We start from the raw sequence: 14,836 nt of genomic DNA on the forward strand, positions 1-14,836 counted from the left end.
AACCGTCATAGCCACTCACGAGTCCTGGGGGGCCGGGTGCCTCAGTCGACGCGCTCGACGGCGAGCGTGCCGCCCGTCTCGAGTTCCGGCAGGTCGACCCGCACGGTGTCGCCGTCGCGGATCTCACCCGCCAGCAGCTTGCGCGCCAACTGGTCGCCGATCGCCGACTGCACCAGCCGCCGCAGCGGCCGGGCCCCGTAGATCGGGTCGAACCCGTTGAGCGCCAGCCATTCGCGGGCGCCGTCGGTGACCTCGAGGTGCAGCCGGCGCTGGGCCAGCCGAGCCGCGAGCCGGGCCACCTGGATGTCCACAATAGACGTCAGCTGCTCGGTGCCGAGCGCGTGGAACACCACGATGTCGTCCAGCCGGTTCAGGAACTCCGGCTTGAAGTGGCGCTGCACGGTCTCCAGCACGGCGTCGCTGCGCTGGCGCTCGTCCAGGCCCGGGTCGGCGATCGCCTGCGAGCCCAGGTTCGAGGTCAGGATCAGGATGGTGTTGCGGAAGTCCACCGTCCGGCCCTGGCCGTCGGTCAGCCGGCCGTCGTCGAGCACCTGCAGGAGCACGTCGAACACGTCCGGGTGCGCCTTCTCGACCTCGTCCAGCAGCACCACCGTGTAAGGACGGCGCCGCACGGCCTCGGTCAGCTGGCCGCCCTGGTCGTAGCCGACGTAGCCCGGCGGCGCGCCGACCAGGCGGGCCACCGAGTGCTTCTCGGAGTACTCGCTCATGTCGATGCGCTGCATCGCGCGCTCGTCGTCGAACAGGAACTCCGCCAGCGCCTTCGCCAGCTCGGTCTTGCCGACGCCGGTCGGTCCCAGGAACAGGAACGAGCCGGTGGGGCGGTCCGGGTCGGCGACGCCGGCCCGGGTGCGGCGAACCGCGTCCGCCACCACCTGCACGGCCTTCTCCTGCCCGATCACGCGGCGGGTCAGCTCCTCCTCCATCCGGAGCAGCTTGCCCGTCTCGCCTTCGAGCAGGCGGCCGGCCGGGATGCCGGTCCACGCGCTGACCACGTCGGCGACGTCGTCGGCACTGACCTCTTCCTTCAGCATCACGTTCTGCGCGCTCGCCTCGGAAGCGGCCGTCGCGGCCTCGAACTCCTTCTCCAGCGCGGGAATCCGGCCGTACCGCAGTTCCGCGGCCTTGCCGAGGTCACCGTCGCGCTCGGCGCGCTCGGACTCGCCGCGCAGCTGCTCCAGCTGCTCCTTGAGTTCGCGGACGCGCTCGATGGAGCCCTTCTCGTTCTGCCAGCGGGCGGTCAGCGCCGTCAGCGTCTCGCGCTTCTCGGCCAGCTCGGCGCGCAGCGCGCCCAGCCGCTCCTTCGAGGGGGCATCGTCCTCCTTGGACAGTGCCATCTCCTCGATCTCCATCCGGCGCACGGCCCGCTCGACCTCGTCGATCTCCACCGGCCGCGAGTCGATCTCCATGCGCAGCTTGGACGCGGCCTCGTCGACCAGGTCGATCGCCTTGTCCGGCAGGAAGCGCGCGGTGATGTAGCGGTCGGACAGCGTCGCGGCGGCCACCAGCGCGGCGTCCGTGATCCGGACCCCGTGGTGCACCTCGTACCGCTCCTTGAGCCCGCGCAGGATCGCGATCGTGTCCTCCGGCGACGGCTCGCCGACCAGCACCTGCTGGAAGCGCCGCTCCAGCGCCGCGTCCTTCTCGATGTGCTGGCGGTACTCGTCGAGCGTGGTCGCGCCGACCATGCGCAGCTCACCGCGGGCGAGCATCGGCTTGATCATGTTGCCCGCGTCCATCGCGCCCTCGCCGGTGGCCCCGGCGCCGACGATGGTGTGCAGCTCGTCGATGAACGTGACGACCTGGCCCGCGGAGTCGGTGATCTCCTTGAGCACGGCCTTCAGCCGCTCCTCGAACTCGCCGCGGAACTTCGCGCCGGCCACCATCGACCCGAGGTCGAGGGCCACGACGCGCTTGCCGCGCAACGATTCCGGCACGTCACCGGCGACGATCCGCTGGGCCAGCCCCTCGACGATCGCCGTCTTGCCGACGCCGGGCTCGCCGATCAGCACCGGGTTGTTCTTGGTCCGGCGGGAGAGCACCTGCACGACCCGGCGGATCTCGGTGTCCCGGCCGATCACCGGGTCCAGCTCGCCGGCGCGGGCGCGCTCGGTCAGGTCGACGCCGTACTTCTCCAGCGCCTTGAACGTGCTCTCCGGGTCCGCGCTGGTGATCCGCGCGGAGCCGCGCACCTTGGCGAACGCCTCGCGCAGCGCGTCCGGCGTCGCGCCGTGGCGCTTGAGCAGGTCGGCGACCTGGCCGCCGTCGGTGGCGAGGCCGACGAGCAGGTGCTCGGTCGACACGTACTCGTCACCCAGCTCGGTGGCGAGCTTCTGCGCCTGCGTCAGCGACTTGACCGCGGGCCCGTCGAACTGCGGGCTCGACACCGTGGCGCCGGTCGCGGACGGCAGCGCGTGGATGATCGGGTCGAGCTCCTTGTGCACCACCTCCGGGTCGGCTCCGACCGCGGTGAGCAGTGGTGCGGTGAGCCCCTCACCCTGCGCCAGCAGGGCGCCCAGCAAATGGGCGGCCGAAACGTGCGGGTTGCCGGCCATGGTGGCCGCCTGCGCCGCTGACGAGATCGCCTGCTGGGTCTTCGTGGTCGGGTTGAAAGCGTCCATCCCTCACCTCATGCGTTTGTGGAAAGTCCAGGTGACAGCCCTGACCAAGGCCTGTCGATGATTACAACGTCAGAAAACTTGAGTCTGTTCCGCTCAACTCTGAATCGGGGTGACGGCTTCCGCGGGCAACCTCGGTCCCAGCCTGCCGAGCCCGGCCACGGCCAGGCAAGCGCAGACCCCGACCAGCACCCAGGGTAACCAGCTGGACACGGAGAACAAGGCGACCACCGCCGGGGCCAGCACCTGCGCGACGGTGAACGCGTACTGGAACGCCGCGAGGTAGCGCCCCTTCGCCTCCGGCGGTGCCGCGGCCTCGGCGAGGGCGCCGGAACGCGGGCCGAAGACCAGATCGCCCGCCGCGTAGACCAGCGTGGCCGCCAGCAGGTACGCCGGCTGCCACGAGCCCGGGACCAGCAGCACGCCGAGGCTGACCAGGCACCACGCGGCGAACAGCGCGGAGCCGCCGCGCATCGCGTCGATGCGGTTGAGCCGGCGGGTGAGCCGCAGCGCGAGGGTGCCGCCGAAGCTGGTGACCACGGTCAGCAGGACGAGGATCGTGCCGGGCAGCCAGGTCGGCCCGTGCAGCAGGTCGAGCACGAACACCGGGGTCCCCACCAGGAAGAAGTCCAGGGACAGGCCGAACATTCCGCTGAACAGGATGAGCGCGAGGTACGGCCGGTTGCGCAGCACGCCGGCCGCGGCCGGTGCCGGACGTGGCGCGCGTTCCGCGGGCCGGACGACCAACGCGACCACCGCGGCGGCCACCAGAAAGGTGCCGATGTCCACCGCGAGCGCCACGCCGTAGCCCGCATTTCCGTACCAGGTCAGGAAAACCGAGGAGGTGAGCCCGCCGAGCCCGAATCCGCCGGCCCGAGCCATGCCGACCTCCGCGAACGGCCGGTCCTTCGGCACGTCACCCGCGACGTCCGCGATGAGGGCGAACAGGGAGCTGTAGAACAGCTGCTGCCCGGCCCCGAGCAGCACCGCCGCGACGACTACCTCGGCGATGCCGTCCGCCAGCACGTACGCGCCCGCCCCAGCCGCCTGCAGCAGCTGCGCGCCGACCACGACCACCCGCGGCCCCATTCGGTCCACCAGTCGCCCGGCCAGCGGCGGCACCAGCAGCCCGGCCGTCGTCCCGAGCGTCACCGCGGTCCCCGCGTACGCGAGCGGCAGGCCGACCACGCGCGTGACGTAAACGAGGGCGAGCGGCAGGAAGAGGCCCGAGCCGAAGTTGTCGATCCCCAGCGCACACAGCAGTGCCACCCGGCTCCGCGTCACATGATCGACGCTACCGCCGGGCCACCACGGCCGGTCAGGGCCGGAAGGAGACTTCGTCGGAGCCCGAATGCCACTGCCGGTAGAGCGCGGCCTCCTGCTTCATGCCCTGAAGGCCACCATGAGGGCATCCTGTGCCCTCATGGTGGCCTTCAGAGCCCTTCCCCTGGGGTCAGCTCAACGTCCCGGTGTGGCGGGCGAACTCCCCCTCAGGCTCGAGCACCACGTCGTGGCGCAGCGCGGCGCCGGTGGTCACCGGCAGGAGTTCGCGGTGCGGCTCGTGGTCGTAGGCCGAAACGGTGAGCGTGTACGAGCCCGCCGGCAGTCCGGTGAGGGAGTACGTGCCGTCGCCGCCGGTGAAAGCCGAGGCGACGACCGCGCCGGCACTGTCGGTGACCGTCAGGATCGCGCCGGGGACCGCCGCGTGCCGGCCGGCGGTGCGGACGCGGCCGGTGAAGCCGCCCGTGCCGTCCAGCAGCAGGTCGTGCCAGACCGGGCGCTCGGCCAGGTGCACCGTGGACACGCTGGGGCGCAGCGAGCCGGCCGTGGCCAGCAGCACGTGGTGGCCCTCGGCGGTCGCGCTCAGCGAGTACTCGCCGGTGCGACCGGTGCGGCCGACGTCCACCTGACGACCTGACGCGTCGGTCAGCGTGAGCACGACACCGGAGACCGGGCGTCCGTCGGCGTCCAGCACCCGGCCGCGCAGCGACGTCGTGACTTCTCCGGACTCGGCCTCGATTTCGACGACCGCGGGCGCGGAGTCCGCGTCCAGCGTCCGGCGCAGCGGGACCTCCTTCATGAACAGCACCGCCAGGAACGTCACCACCGCGATCACGGCCGCGAACAGGAACACCGTGCCCGTGGCGTCACCGAAGGCGGCGCGCACCACCGGCTGCAGCGCGACCGGCAGCGAGCCGATGTCGAGCGTTCCGCCGCCGCCGTGCACCGCGCCACCGGCCGGGATGCCCAGGCGCGAGAACGAGTTCGTGATGTTCGTGGCGACGTGCGCGGAGAGCACCGCGCCCAGCGCCGACACCCCGGCCGCCCCGCCGAGCGAGCGGAAGAACGTGACCACCGAAGAGGACGAGCCCATGTCCTTCATCGCGACGGTGTTCTGCACGACCAGCACCAGGTTCTGCATCAGGAACCCGAGCCCGATGCCGACGAGCGCGAGGTAACAACCCATCAGCGTCAGGTCGGTCGTGTGGTCCACCGTGCTGAGCAGGAACAGCCCGGCCAGCAGCGAGGCGCCGCCGGTCACCATGAACGGCTTGGTGCGGCCCGTGCGCGAGATGACCTGGCCGGCGCTGGTCGAGGCGAGCGCGAGGCCGAGCACCAGCGGCAGGGTCATCAGGCCGGCGTGCGTCGGCGAGAACCCGCGTGAGATCTGGTAGTACTGCCCGAGGAAAACCGAGCCGCCGAACATCGCGGTGCCCACGGCCAGCGAGCCCAGCACGGACAGCGTGAACGTGCGGTTGCGGAAGAGCCGCAGCGGCACCACCGGCTCCGCGGCACGCGATTCGACGAACAGCGCCAGCGCCAGCGAAACCACCGCACCGCCGACGTACGCGACGCTCGACCACGAGGCCCAGCCGAAGCTGGTGCCGGCCAGCGAAACCCAGATCAGCAGCAGCGCGACGCCGCCGACCAGCAGGGTCGCGCCCAGCCAGTCGATCCGCACCTTGCGCTTGAGCACCGGCAGCTTCAGCGTGCGGCCGAGCACCACGAACGCGATCACCGCGATCGGCACGCAGACCCAGAAGCACCAGCGCCAGCCCAGCGGCGAGTCCACGATCAGGCCGCCGATCAGCGGCCCGGAGACGGTGGCCACGGCGAACACCGCGCCGGTGTAACCGGAGTACTTGCCGCGGTCGCGGGGCGCGATCATCGCGGCGATGACCACCTGGATCAGCGCCTGCAGCCCGCCGAGGCCGACGCCCTGCAGCGCGCGGTACGCGATCAGCTCGGGCATCGACCCGGAGATGCCGCCCAGCACCGAGCCGGCCGTGAAGATCACGATCGCCAGCTGGTAGAGCAGCTTCTTGCTGAACAGGTCCGACAGCTTGCCCCAGATCGGGGTGGTCGCGGTGGACGTCAGCAGGGTCGCGGTGACCACCCAGGTGTACTGGCTCTGCGAGCCGTGCAGGTCCCGGATGATGGTCGGCAGCGCGTTCGACACGATGGTCGAAGACAGCATCGCGACCAGCAGGGCCAGCAACAGGCCGGAGAAGGCCTTCATGATCTGCCGGTGCGTCATCGGCTCACCGGTAACCGTGGTACTCAACTCTTTCCACTCACTTTCCCGACGTTCAGGCTTGATCCGCCGCGCAGGCGGGGCTGCCCAGCACCGCGCGCAGATCGCCGTTCATTTCGGCGAGCCGGGTCGTCAGGTCGGCGATCCGTTCCTCGTCCCATCCCAACAGGGCCGTCTCGAAGAAGGCCAGGTACTGCTTGCGCCAGCGCTCCAGTTCGCCGCGGCCCTTCTCGGACACGTTGATCAGCGACGCGCGCCCGTCCTCCGGGGCCGGGCGGCGGGTGATCAGGCCTGCGGCCTGCAACTGGGCGATCTGGCGGCTGATCACCGACAGGTCGACGAGCCGGCGTTTGGCCAGCTCGGACGGCCGCGCTTCACCGTGTTTCACGAGGTCGGACAGCAGCATGCCGGCGGCCGGGTGCAGACCGGGCTCCTCCTGCCACGCCTGCATGATCCACAGGTGCTGGAGCTGGGACGAAACCCGCAGCTCCCGCATCAACTCGACCCTGACGTCTTCGGCAGAGTTCATCGGATCCTCCCGGGCCGGGCGCCACTCAGGCGCCCCAATTGGTTGTGCAATACAAGTTTATCGCCGGAAGGTTGCGTAGGGCAACTATCTATCCGGTGAGCTCCCCCACGTCGGTTCGCCGGCCGGTAACCCGACCGGAGCAACGTTGCGTGCAACAGGCCCCAGGGCGGCTACTCTGCGGACGGACCACGTGAAGTGGACGTCGCGACAGCTTCGAGCAGCATGTCCGGGAGAACGAGGTGGAGCAGTGGTGCATTCCCGCGGGAACGCCGGGACGAGACGGCGCGAGCCGCGGCCGCCGGATCAGGCCGCCGCCCACTCGTGACGCCCCCGCCTGTCCCCGCGCACCACTCCCGACCAGCGAACGACAGCCCATGACAGCCGATTCCGTCTCCCCAATCCCCCGCTCGGCGGCGCCCCGCGAGGCCCCGGCCGCGGTCACCGCGATGGTGCGGCTGATCCGCGACACCTGGGCCAAGTCCGAGCCGTTCATCCCGGAGATCTCGCAGTTCTTCTACGGGATGCTGTTCACCCTCGCGCCGGTCACCCGCGACTTCTTCCCGATCAACATGGAGGTGCAGCGCGGCCGGCTGGTGCGCGCCCTCGTGCACATCGTGCAGATGGTGGACCGGCCCGACGACCTGGTGCCGTTCCTGCGCCAGCTCGGCCGCGACCACCGCAAGTTCGGCGTCATCCCGCGGCACTACGAGGCCGTCGGCACGGCGCTGCTCGCGGCGCTGAAGAACCACCTCGGTCAGGAGTGGACGCCGGCCGTCGAGCGAGCTTGGGCGGAGGCCTTCACCATCGTCGCGCGCGCCATGCAGGAAGCCGCCGCGGCCGACGCGAACCCGGCGTCCTGGCAGGCCACCGTGGTCGAGCACCGGCGGCTGACCTGGGACCTCGCGCTGGTGCGCGTGGTGCCGGCCCAGCCCGTGCCGTACCTGCCGGGGCAGTACATGAGCGTGGAGGTCCCGCAGCGCCCACGGTTGTGGCGCTACCTCTCGCCGGCGAACGCGCCGCGAGAGGACGGCGGGATCGAGTTCCACGTGCGCGCCGTGGACGGCGGCTGGGTTTCGCGCGCCATCGTGAGCCACACGCAGCCCGGTGACGTCTGGCGCCTCGGGCCGCCGCTCGGGCGCCTGGCCGTGGACCGCGAGCGCTCGCGCGGGGTGCTGATGGTCGCCGGCGGCACCGGCGTCGCGCCGCTGCGCTCGATCCTCGACAGCCTGGCCCTGTGGGGCGAGAACCCGAAAACCCACCTGTTCTACGGCGGCCCTTCGCGCGACGACCTGTACGACCTCGAGGAGCTGCGGGCCCTGTCCTCGACCAACCCGTGGCTCACCGTGACGCCCGTGGTCGAGCGCGGCGACCACCTTCCGGGCTGTGAGCAGGGCACTCTCGCGGAGGCGGTCACCCGTTACGGCGCTTGGCCGGACCACGACATCCTCGTGTCCGGCTCGCCTTCGATGATCCGCGCGACGGTGTCGCGGATGCTCGTCGCGGGCAGCGTGCTGGGCCAGATCCAGTACGACCCGTTCACCATCGACTGAGCGGATCACGCCGGTTCCTGACCGCCGAAAAGCGTTCCAGGACAACGAAAAACGTCGAAGATCCTTTTTACTGAGCGCCAGATGGCGTTGACCCGACGTATTGGTTATTGCTCCGTTCGAGCGGGAAAATCGTTGCCTCCACCAGTTTTACGGTAATCCGGCCTACAGTCTTGTTTCCTCGGGGGCGGCTCGCGTCAGCAAAGCCGCGTGGGTACTTGAAAATGCTTGGCTGGACTGGAGAAAACCGTTCCCGATGAGCTCTGAATCCCTGAAGTACGATCTTCCGGCGCGCCCTGCCCCCGCCGCCTCCACCAGGGGAACCGAGGACGCCCGGCTCATCCGCGAGAGTTTCGCGCTGGTGGAGCCGAAAGCCGAGGAACTGGCGCAGTACTTCTACGGCGCCTTGTTCGTGCTCGCGCCGGACGTCCGTGATCTTTTCCCGATCACCATGGCGACCCAGCGAAGCCGATTGCTGCGCGCGCTTGTTTACGTGGTGCAAATGGTGGACCGGCCGGACGAACTCGTCACGTTCCTCGGCCAGCTGGGCCGGGACCACCGGAAGTTCGACGTGCTGACCCGCCACTACGACGCCGTGGGGACGGCCTTGGTGAGCGCGTTGAAACGTTTCTTGAAGGACGCCTGGACGCCGGAGGTGGAATCGGCCTGGACCTCGGCGTACGGGCTCATCTCCGAGACCATGCGCAAGGCCGCTTCGGCCGAAACCGGGCCGGCCTGGTGGCAGGCGACCGTGCTGGAGCACCGGAAGCTCTCGCGGGACATCGCGCTGGTGCGGGTGCAGACCGAGCACCTGCTGCCGTACCGCCCCGGCGGTTACGTGAGCGTGGAAGTCCCGCAGCGGCCGCGGTTGTGGCGGTACCTCTCGCCGGCGACGGCGCCGCGCGACGACGGGCTGCTGACGTTCCACGTCCGCTCGGTCCCGGGCGGCTGGGTCTCGCGCGCCATCGTGAATCACGCCCGGGCCGGGGACGTCTGGCGGCTGGGGCCGCCGCTGGGCGCGCTCTCGGTGATGCCGGTGACGGACCAGCGGCCACTGCTGATGATCGCGGGCGGCACCGGCGTCACCCCGCTGCTGTCCATCCTGGACGACCTCTCGCGCTGGAAGCGAAACCCGCCCGTGCACCTGTTCTTCGGCGGGCGCAACCCCGGGGACCTCTACGCGCTGGACGAGCTGCGACGGCTGGCCGTCACCTCGCCGTGGCTGACGGTGACCCCGGTGACCGAGGAGGGCGCGGTCTCCGGCGGCGACCGGGGCACCCTGGCCGCCGCCGTGACGCAGCGTGGCAAGTGGAAAAAACACGACGTGCTGGTGTCGGGCTCACCGCCGATGATCCGCGCGACCATCGCGAAACTGCTGGCGGCCGGTGTCGACCTGGAACGCATTTCGTACGACCCGTTCACCATCGACTGATGGTTGGAGGGGTCTGGGAAAGGGGCTCGTGAGTGTTTAGGACGGTTCTAACCGTCCTAAACACTCACGAGCTTTTCCGTGCCCAACGTCGCGTGGCGCGGCAGTAGGCTGAGGGCCATGGAGATCCGGATCCCCGCCGCGGACGGCGGCATCAAGGGCTACCTGGCCACCCCCGAGGGCCCCGGGCCCTGGCCCGGCCTGGTGATCATCCACGACGCGATCGGCCTGTCGCAGGACGCCCGGAACATCACCGACCGGTTCGCCGCCGAGGGCTACCTCGCGCTGAGCCCCGACCTGTACTCGCGCGGCGGCTTCTTCCGTTGCGTGAAGCGTGTGTTCAGCGAGCTGTTCGCCCGCTCGGGCCGCGCGTACGACGACATCGAAGCGGCCCGTTCGCTCGTGGCCGCGCGCCCGGACGCCACCGGCAAGGTCGGCGTCGTCGGCTACTGCATGGGCGGCGGCTTCGCACTGGTCGCCGCGGCCCGCGAGTTCGACGCCTCCGCCCCCTACTACGGCCAGCTGCCCCGCGACCTGTCCGCTTTGGACGGTGCCTGCCCGGTGGTCGCCAGCTTCGGCCGGCGCGACCCGACCCTGCGCGGGGCGGCGACGAAGCTCGAGACGGAACTGGAGTCGCGCGGCATCCCGCACGACGTCAAGGAGTACCCCGACGCCGGCCACAGCTTCGCGAACAAGATGGGCCCGGCCCCGCTGCAGACCCTGGCGCGCATCGCGAACTTCGGCTACCACGAGCCTTCGGACTCCGACGCCTGGAAACGGGTGACCGCATTCTTCGCCGAGCACCTGAAATAGGACGCAAACGCGAGAACGGGCTCTTCCGCCAAAGGGTGGCGAAAGGGCCCGTTTCGGTTCAGGAGAAACTCAGCGGTGCTTGGGTTTCCACACCACCAGCGCGGTCTGCTGCCGCGCCGGCACCAGGTCCTTGCGGTACGAGGCGTGGACCGCGGCGGTCGCCTGCTCGGCGGCCGCGTACGCCGCCGCGATCTCCTCGGTCAGCTCGTGCACGCGGGCGCGCAGGGCGTCGACCTGGTTCTCCAGCTCGATGATGCGCTTGACGCCGGCCAGGTTGACCCCGGCCTCCTGCGAGAGGCGTTGCACCTCGCGCAGCAGGGCGATGTCACGCATCGAGTAGCGCCGGCCGCCGCCGGAGGTGCGGCCCGGCGAGACCAGGCCCTGGCGGTCGTAGGAGCGCAGCGTCTGGGCGTGCAGCCCGGAAAGCTGCGCCGCCACCGAAATCACGAACACCGGCGTGTCCTCGTCCGCGCCGTGTGGGAGTCCCGGTAGTCCGCCGAACATCACCCTCACCTGCCTTCGAGCAGCTCAGTGATCTCGGGCCGCGGGTCGTGGCCCTTGATCGACTCGGCGTAGGCCTCGAGCGCCGAGCGCGCCTTGTCATCCAGTTTGGCCGGAACCGCCACCTGCAGGGTCACCATGAGGTCACCTTGAGAGCCGTCCCGCTTCTGAATGCCCTTTCCCCGCACGCGCAACACCCGTCCACTCGCGGTACCCGCGGGCACCTTGAGCGAGACCTTGCCGTCCAGCGTCGGCACCGTGACGGTGGTGCCCAGCGCCAGCTCGGTGAAGTCCACCGGCACGGTCAGCGTCAGGTTCAGGTCCTTGCGGCCGAACAGCTGGTGCGGCGCGACGTGCACGCGCACGTACAGGTCACCGGCCTGCGCCCCGCCCCGGCCCGGCTCGCCCTGAGCGGCGAGGCGGATCCGCTGGTCGTCGTCGACGCCCGGCGGGATGCGCACGGTCAGCGTGCGGGTGCGGGTGCTGATGCCCTCGCCGCCGCACTCCGGGCACGGGTCGTCGATCAGCTGGCCGCGGCCGCGGCAGTCGCGGCACGGCTCGGAGAACGCGAACGCGCCCTGGCTCCGGCTGACCAGCCCGGACCCGTTGCAGGTCGGGCAGGTGCGGGGCGACGTGCCCGGCTTCGCGCCGTTGCCGCCGCAGGTGGAGCAGGTGGCCGGGCTCGAGAGCCGCAACGGCAGGGTCGCGCCCTTGACCGCCTCGGTGAAGTCGATCCGCACGTCGGTCTCGACGTCGGCCCCGCGCTGCGGGCGGTTCGCCGCCGCGCCGGCCGGGCCGCCCCGGCCACCCCGGCCGAAGATGCCGCCGAGGATGTCGCCGAGCCCGCCGAAGCCGCCCTGCTGCGCGCCGCCCTGACTGAAGATGTCGCCCATGTCGAAGCCACCGGCCCCACCGGCACCGCCGGGGAAGCCGCCGCCGAACCCGCCCGCGCCGCCGGAGCCGAAGAGGCTGCGGGCCTCGTCGTACTCCTTGCGCTTGGCCGGGTCGGACAGCACGCCGTACGCCTCGGAGACGGCCTTGAACTTGTTCTCCGCCGCGGTGTTGCCCGCGTTCGCGTCCGGGTGGTTCTCCTTGGCCAGCTTGCGGTAGGCCTTCTTGATCTCGTCCGCCGTGGCGTCGGAGGAGACACCCAGCTCCCGGTAGAAGTCCTTACCGATCCAATCCCGAGCACTCACCGGGTGCCTCCTCCTTCCACTGTGGAACGACTGTTACTGCTGGTTCGGCTCATCGATCGACCCGTCGAGCGGCAGCTCGCCACCGACCGGCGGGTCGACCGGGGCCGGCGCGGCCGGCTCGTGGTCGGTGACCCCGACCAGCGCCGCCCGCAGCACCCGGTCCCCGAAGCGGTAGCCGCGGCGCATGACCACGGTGACCGTCGGGCCCGTCACGTCCGGCGAGGTGTTGTGCTGGACGGCCTCGTGCACGCTCGGGTCGAAGGGCTCGCCCTCGGCGCCGAACGACTCCAGGCCGGCCCGCTGCAGACCGGTGACCAGCTTGTCGCCGACCGCCTTGAACGCACCGGTCAGGTCGCCGTGCTGCTCCGCGCGCTCGAGGTCGTCGAGCAGCGGCAGCAGGTCGTCGACCACCGACGCCTTGGCGCGCAGCACCACGGCCTCGCGGTCGCGGTCCACCCGCTTGCGGTAGTTCGCGTACTCCGCCTGCAAACGCTGCAGGTCGGCAGTGCGCTCGGCCAGCTGCTTCTCGACGTCCGACGCCACCGAGACGGCGTCGTCGACCACCGAGTCGCCGAGCGAGGGGCCCGCGTGCTTGCCCGCGGGCTCCTCCTCGGCCGGCACTGGCGCTTCACTGTCCGGGGCAGGTGGGCGGACCTCACCGGTCTGCGGGTCGACCCGCCGCCGGTCACGCACGACCACCGGTTCGTCCGGGCCCCGGCCCTCGGTGTCCTCGTGTCGTGGGGTCACTTCTTCTTGTCCTCTTCCACGATCTCGGCGTCGACGACGTCGTCTTCCTTGGCCTGGCCGCCGCCCGCGGCGTCACCCGCGGCACCGGCGTCGGCACCCGGGGCGCCCTCGGCGCCGGCGTTCGCGTTCGCATACAGCGCGGTGCCCAGCTCCTGCGAAGCCGTGTTCAGCTTCTCGATGGACTCGCGGATCTTGGCCGAGTCGGTGCCCTTGAGCGCCTCGTTCGACTCGTCGATCGCCGACTTGACCTTGCCCTTGAGGTCCTCGGGCAGCTTGTCGTCGTTGTCCTTGAGGAACTTCTCGGTCTGGTAGACCAGCGTCTCGGCCTGGTTGCGCGTCTCGGCCTCTTCGCGGCGGGTCTTGTCCTCCTCGGCGTGCGCCTCGGCGTCCTTGACCATCCGGTCGATGTCGTCCTTCGGCAGCGCGGAGCCGCCGGTGATCGTCATCGACTGCTCCTTGTTCGTGCCCAGGTCCTTCGCGGTCACGTGCACGATGCCGTTGGCGTCGATGTCGAAGGTGACCTCGATCTGCGGCACGCCACGCGGGGCGGGCGGCAGGCCGGTCAGCTCGAACATGCCGAGCTTCTTGTTGTGCGCGGCGATCTCGCGCTCACCCTGGAACACCTGGATCTGCACCGACGGCTGGTTGTCGTCCGCGGTGGAGAAGGTCTCCGAGCGCTTGGTCGGGATCGTGGTGTTGCGCTCGATGAGCTTGGTGAACACCCCGCCCTTGGTCTCGATGCCCAGCGAAAGCGGGGTCACGTCGAGCAGCAGGACGTCCTTGACCTCGCCCTTGAGCACGCCGGCCTGCAGCGCCGCGCCGACCGCGACGACCTCGTCCGGGTTCACGCCCTTGTTCGGCTCGCGCCCGCCGGTCAGCTCCTTGACCAGCTCGGCCACGGCCGGCATGCGGGTGGAACCGCCCACGAGCACGACGTGGTCGATGTCGCCGACCGAGGTGCCCGCGTCGCGGATCACGTTGTTGAACGGGTTGCGGGTGCGCTCGAGCAGGTCCGAGGTGATCTTCTGGAACTCGGCGCGCGAGAGCGTCTCGTCGAGGAACAGCGGGTTCTTGTCGCCGTCCACGGTGATGTAGGGCAGGTTGATGCTGGCGGAGTTGGAGCTGGACAGCTCGATCTTCGCCTTCTCCGCCGCCTCGCGGATGCGCTGCAGCGCCATCTTGTCGCGGGTCAGGTCGATGCCGTTGGCGGCCTTGAACTTGTCGACCAGCCACTTGACGATGCGCTCGTCCCAGTCGTCACCGCCGAGGTGGTTGTCACCGGAGGTCGCGCGGACCTCGACCACACCTTCGCCGATCTCCAGCAGCGAGACGTCGAACGTGCCGCCACCGAGGTCGAAGACCAGGATGGTCTGCTCCTTCTCGCCCTTGTCCAGGCCGTACGCCAGCGCGGCGGCGGTCGGCTCGTTGACGATGCGGAGCACGTTCAGGCCGGCGATCTGCCCGGCCTCCTTGGTGGCCTGCCGCTGGGCGTCCTCGAAGTACGCCGGGACGGTGATCACCGCGTCGGTGATCTCCTCGCCCAGGTACGACTCGGCGTCGCGCTTCAGCTTCATCAGCACGCGCGCGCTGATCTCCTGCGGCGTGTACCCCTTGCCGTCGATCTCGGTCTTCCAGTCGGTGCCGATGTGCCGCTTCACCGAGCGGATCGTGCGGTCGACGTTCGTGACCGCCTGGTTCTTCGCCGGCTGGCCGGTCAGCACTTCGCCGTTCTTGGCGAAGGCGACGATGGACGGGGTGGTACGGGAGCCTTCCGAGTTGGCGATGACCGTCGGCTCGCCGCCCTCAAGGACGGCGACGACCGAGTTGGTCGTGCCGAGGTCGATGCCGACCGCTCGCGCCATGGTGCTTCCTCCTGTGTTGGCAGCTCTGCTGCTGGTATGTT

Annotated in this window: 11 protein-coding genes; 3 read left to right on the forward strand and 8 right to left on the reverse strand. The window is 70.3% G+C overall.

Features of this window, described 5'->3' with window-relative positions:
* Positions 1-41: 41 nt before the first annotated feature.
* The 4 genes from clpB to OG371_RS14400 all read right to left on the reverse strand — a co-directional run bounded on the left by clpB (position 42) and on the right by OG371_RS14400 (position 6,700).
* A complete protein-coding gene (gene clpB / locus OG371_RS14385; protein ID WP_329069400.1) occupies positions 42-2,639 on the reverse strand; it encodes an ATP-dependent chaperone ClpB in 2,598 nt (865 codons plus the stop codon).
* A 93-nt stretch (positions 2,640-2,732) separates the two neighbouring features.
* A complete protein-coding gene (locus tag OG371_RS14390; protein WP_329069402.1) occupies positions 2,733-3,920 on the reverse strand; it encodes an MFS transporter in 1,188 nt (395 codons plus the stop codon).
* Positions 3,921-4,089: 169 nt separating this feature from the next.
* Positions 4,090-6,174 carry an MFS transporter gene (locus OG371_RS14395; protein ID WP_329073057.1) on the reverse strand — a complete coding sequence of 695 codons (2,085 nt, stop codon included), beginning with the start codon at positions 6,172-6,174 and terminating at the stop codon, positions 4,090-4,092.
* Positions 6,175-6,226: 52 nt separating this feature from the next.
* Positions 6,227-6,700 (reverse strand): MarR family winged helix-turn-helix transcriptional regulator, encoded by a 474-nt coding sequence (locus OG371_RS14400; RefSeq protein ID WP_329069403.1) that lies wholly within the window; start codon positions 6,698-6,700, stop codon positions 6,227-6,229.
* Positions 6,701-7,074: 374 nt separating this feature from the next.
* On the opposite strand from OG371_RS14400, the gene OG371_RS14405 reads away from it, so the two are divergent.
* The 3 genes from OG371_RS14405 to OG371_RS14415 all read left to right on the forward strand — a co-directional run bounded on the left by OG371_RS14405 (position 7,075) and on the right by OG371_RS14415 (position 10,489).
* A complete protein-coding gene (locus OG371_RS14405; RefSeq protein WP_329069406.1) occupies positions 7,075-8,250 on the forward strand; it encodes a globin domain-containing protein in 1,176 nt (391 codons plus the stop codon).
* A gap of 253 nt (positions 8,251-8,503) precedes the next feature.
* Positions 8,504-9,679: a globin domain-containing protein gene (locus tag OG371_RS14410; protein ID WP_329069408.1), complete on the forward strand. Its 1,176-nt coding sequence runs from the start codon at positions 8,504-8,506 to the stop codon at positions 9,677-9,679.
* A 117-nt stretch (positions 9,680-9,796) separates the two neighbouring features.
* The gene (locus OG371_RS14415; protein WP_329069410.1) at positions 9,797-10,489 is read left to right on the forward strand and encodes a dienelactone hydrolase family protein; all 693 of its coding nucleotides are present in this window, start codon (positions 9,797-9,799) and stop codon (positions 10,487-10,489) included.
* Between the two features lie 69 nt (positions 10,490-10,558).
* Here the strand turns inward: OG371_RS14415 and OG371_RS14420 are convergent, their stop codons facing one another.
* From OG371_RS14420 to dnaK, 4 genes are read right to left on the reverse strand one after another with little or no spacing between them, the layout of a single operon-like run.
* Positions 10,559-10,993 (reverse strand): heat shock protein transcriptional repressor HspR, encoded by a 435-nt coding sequence (locus tag OG371_RS14420; protein ID WP_329069412.1) that lies wholly within the window; start codon positions 10,991-10,993, stop codon positions 10,559-10,561.
* A gap of 5 nt (positions 10,994-10,998) precedes the next feature.
* Positions 10,999-12,186, reverse strand: coding sequence for a molecular chaperone DnaJ (gene dnaJ, locus OG371_RS14425; protein ID WP_329069414.1), 1,188 nt, complete (start codon positions 12,184-12,186; stop codon positions 10,999-11,001).
* A gap of 33 nt (positions 12,187-12,219) precedes the next feature.
* Positions 12,220-12,933, reverse strand: coding sequence for a nucleotide exchange factor GrpE (gene grpE / locus OG371_RS14430; RefSeq protein WP_329069416.1), 714 nt, complete (start codon positions 12,931-12,933; stop codon positions 12,220-12,222).
* Complete coding sequence (gene dnaK, locus OG371_RS14435; RefSeq protein ID WP_329069418.1) at positions 12,930-14,795, reverse strand: molecular chaperone DnaK; 1,866 nt, start codon at positions 14,793-14,795, stop codon at positions 12,930-12,932. Before dnaK ends, grpE begins: the two co-directional genes overlap by 4 nt.
* Positions 14,796-14,836 lie beyond the last annotated feature (41 nt).

Origin of the sequence: Amycolatopsis sp. NBC_01480, assembly GCF_036227205.1 — a bacterium.
Lineage (GTDB): Bacteria > Actinomycetota > Actinomycetes > Mycobacteriales > Pseudonocardiaceae > Amycolatopsis.

What these genes read in the sequence shown, in the direction of transcription:
- OG371_RS14420 (WP_329069412.1), bottom strand. Translation starts at nt 10,993, where the DNA reads ATGTTCGGCGGACTACCGGGACTCCCACACGGCGCGGACGAGGACACG.
- OG371_RS14405 (WP_329069406.1), top strand. Translation starts at nt 7,075, where the DNA reads ATGACAGCCGATTCCGTCTCCCCAATCCCCCGCTCGGCGGCGCCCCGC.
- OG371_RS14400 (WP_329069403.1), bottom strand. Translation starts at nt 6,700, where the DNA reads ATGAACTCTGCCGAAGACGTCAGGGTCGAGTTGATGCGGGAGCTGCGG.
- OG371_RS14415 (WP_329069410.1), top strand. Translation starts at nt 9,797, where the DNA reads ATGGAGATCCGGATCCCCGCCGCGGACGGCGGCATCAAGGGCTACCTG.
- OG371_RS14410 (WP_329069408.1), top strand. Translation starts at nt 8,504, where the DNA reads ATGAGCTCTGAATCCCTGAAGTACGATCTTCCGGCGCGCCCTGCCCCC.
- dnaK (WP_329069418.1), bottom strand. Translation starts at nt 14,795, where the DNA reads ATGGCGCGAGCGGTCGGCATCGACCTCGGCACGACCAACTCGGTCGTC.
- clpB (WP_329069400.1), bottom strand. Translation starts at nt 2,639, where the DNA reads ATGGACGCTTTCAACCCGACCACGAAGACCCAGCAGGCGATCTCGTCA.
- OG371_RS14395 (WP_329073057.1), bottom strand. Translation starts at nt 6,174, where the DNA reads ATGACGCACCGGCAGATCATGAAGGCCTTCTCCGGCCTGTTGCTGGCC.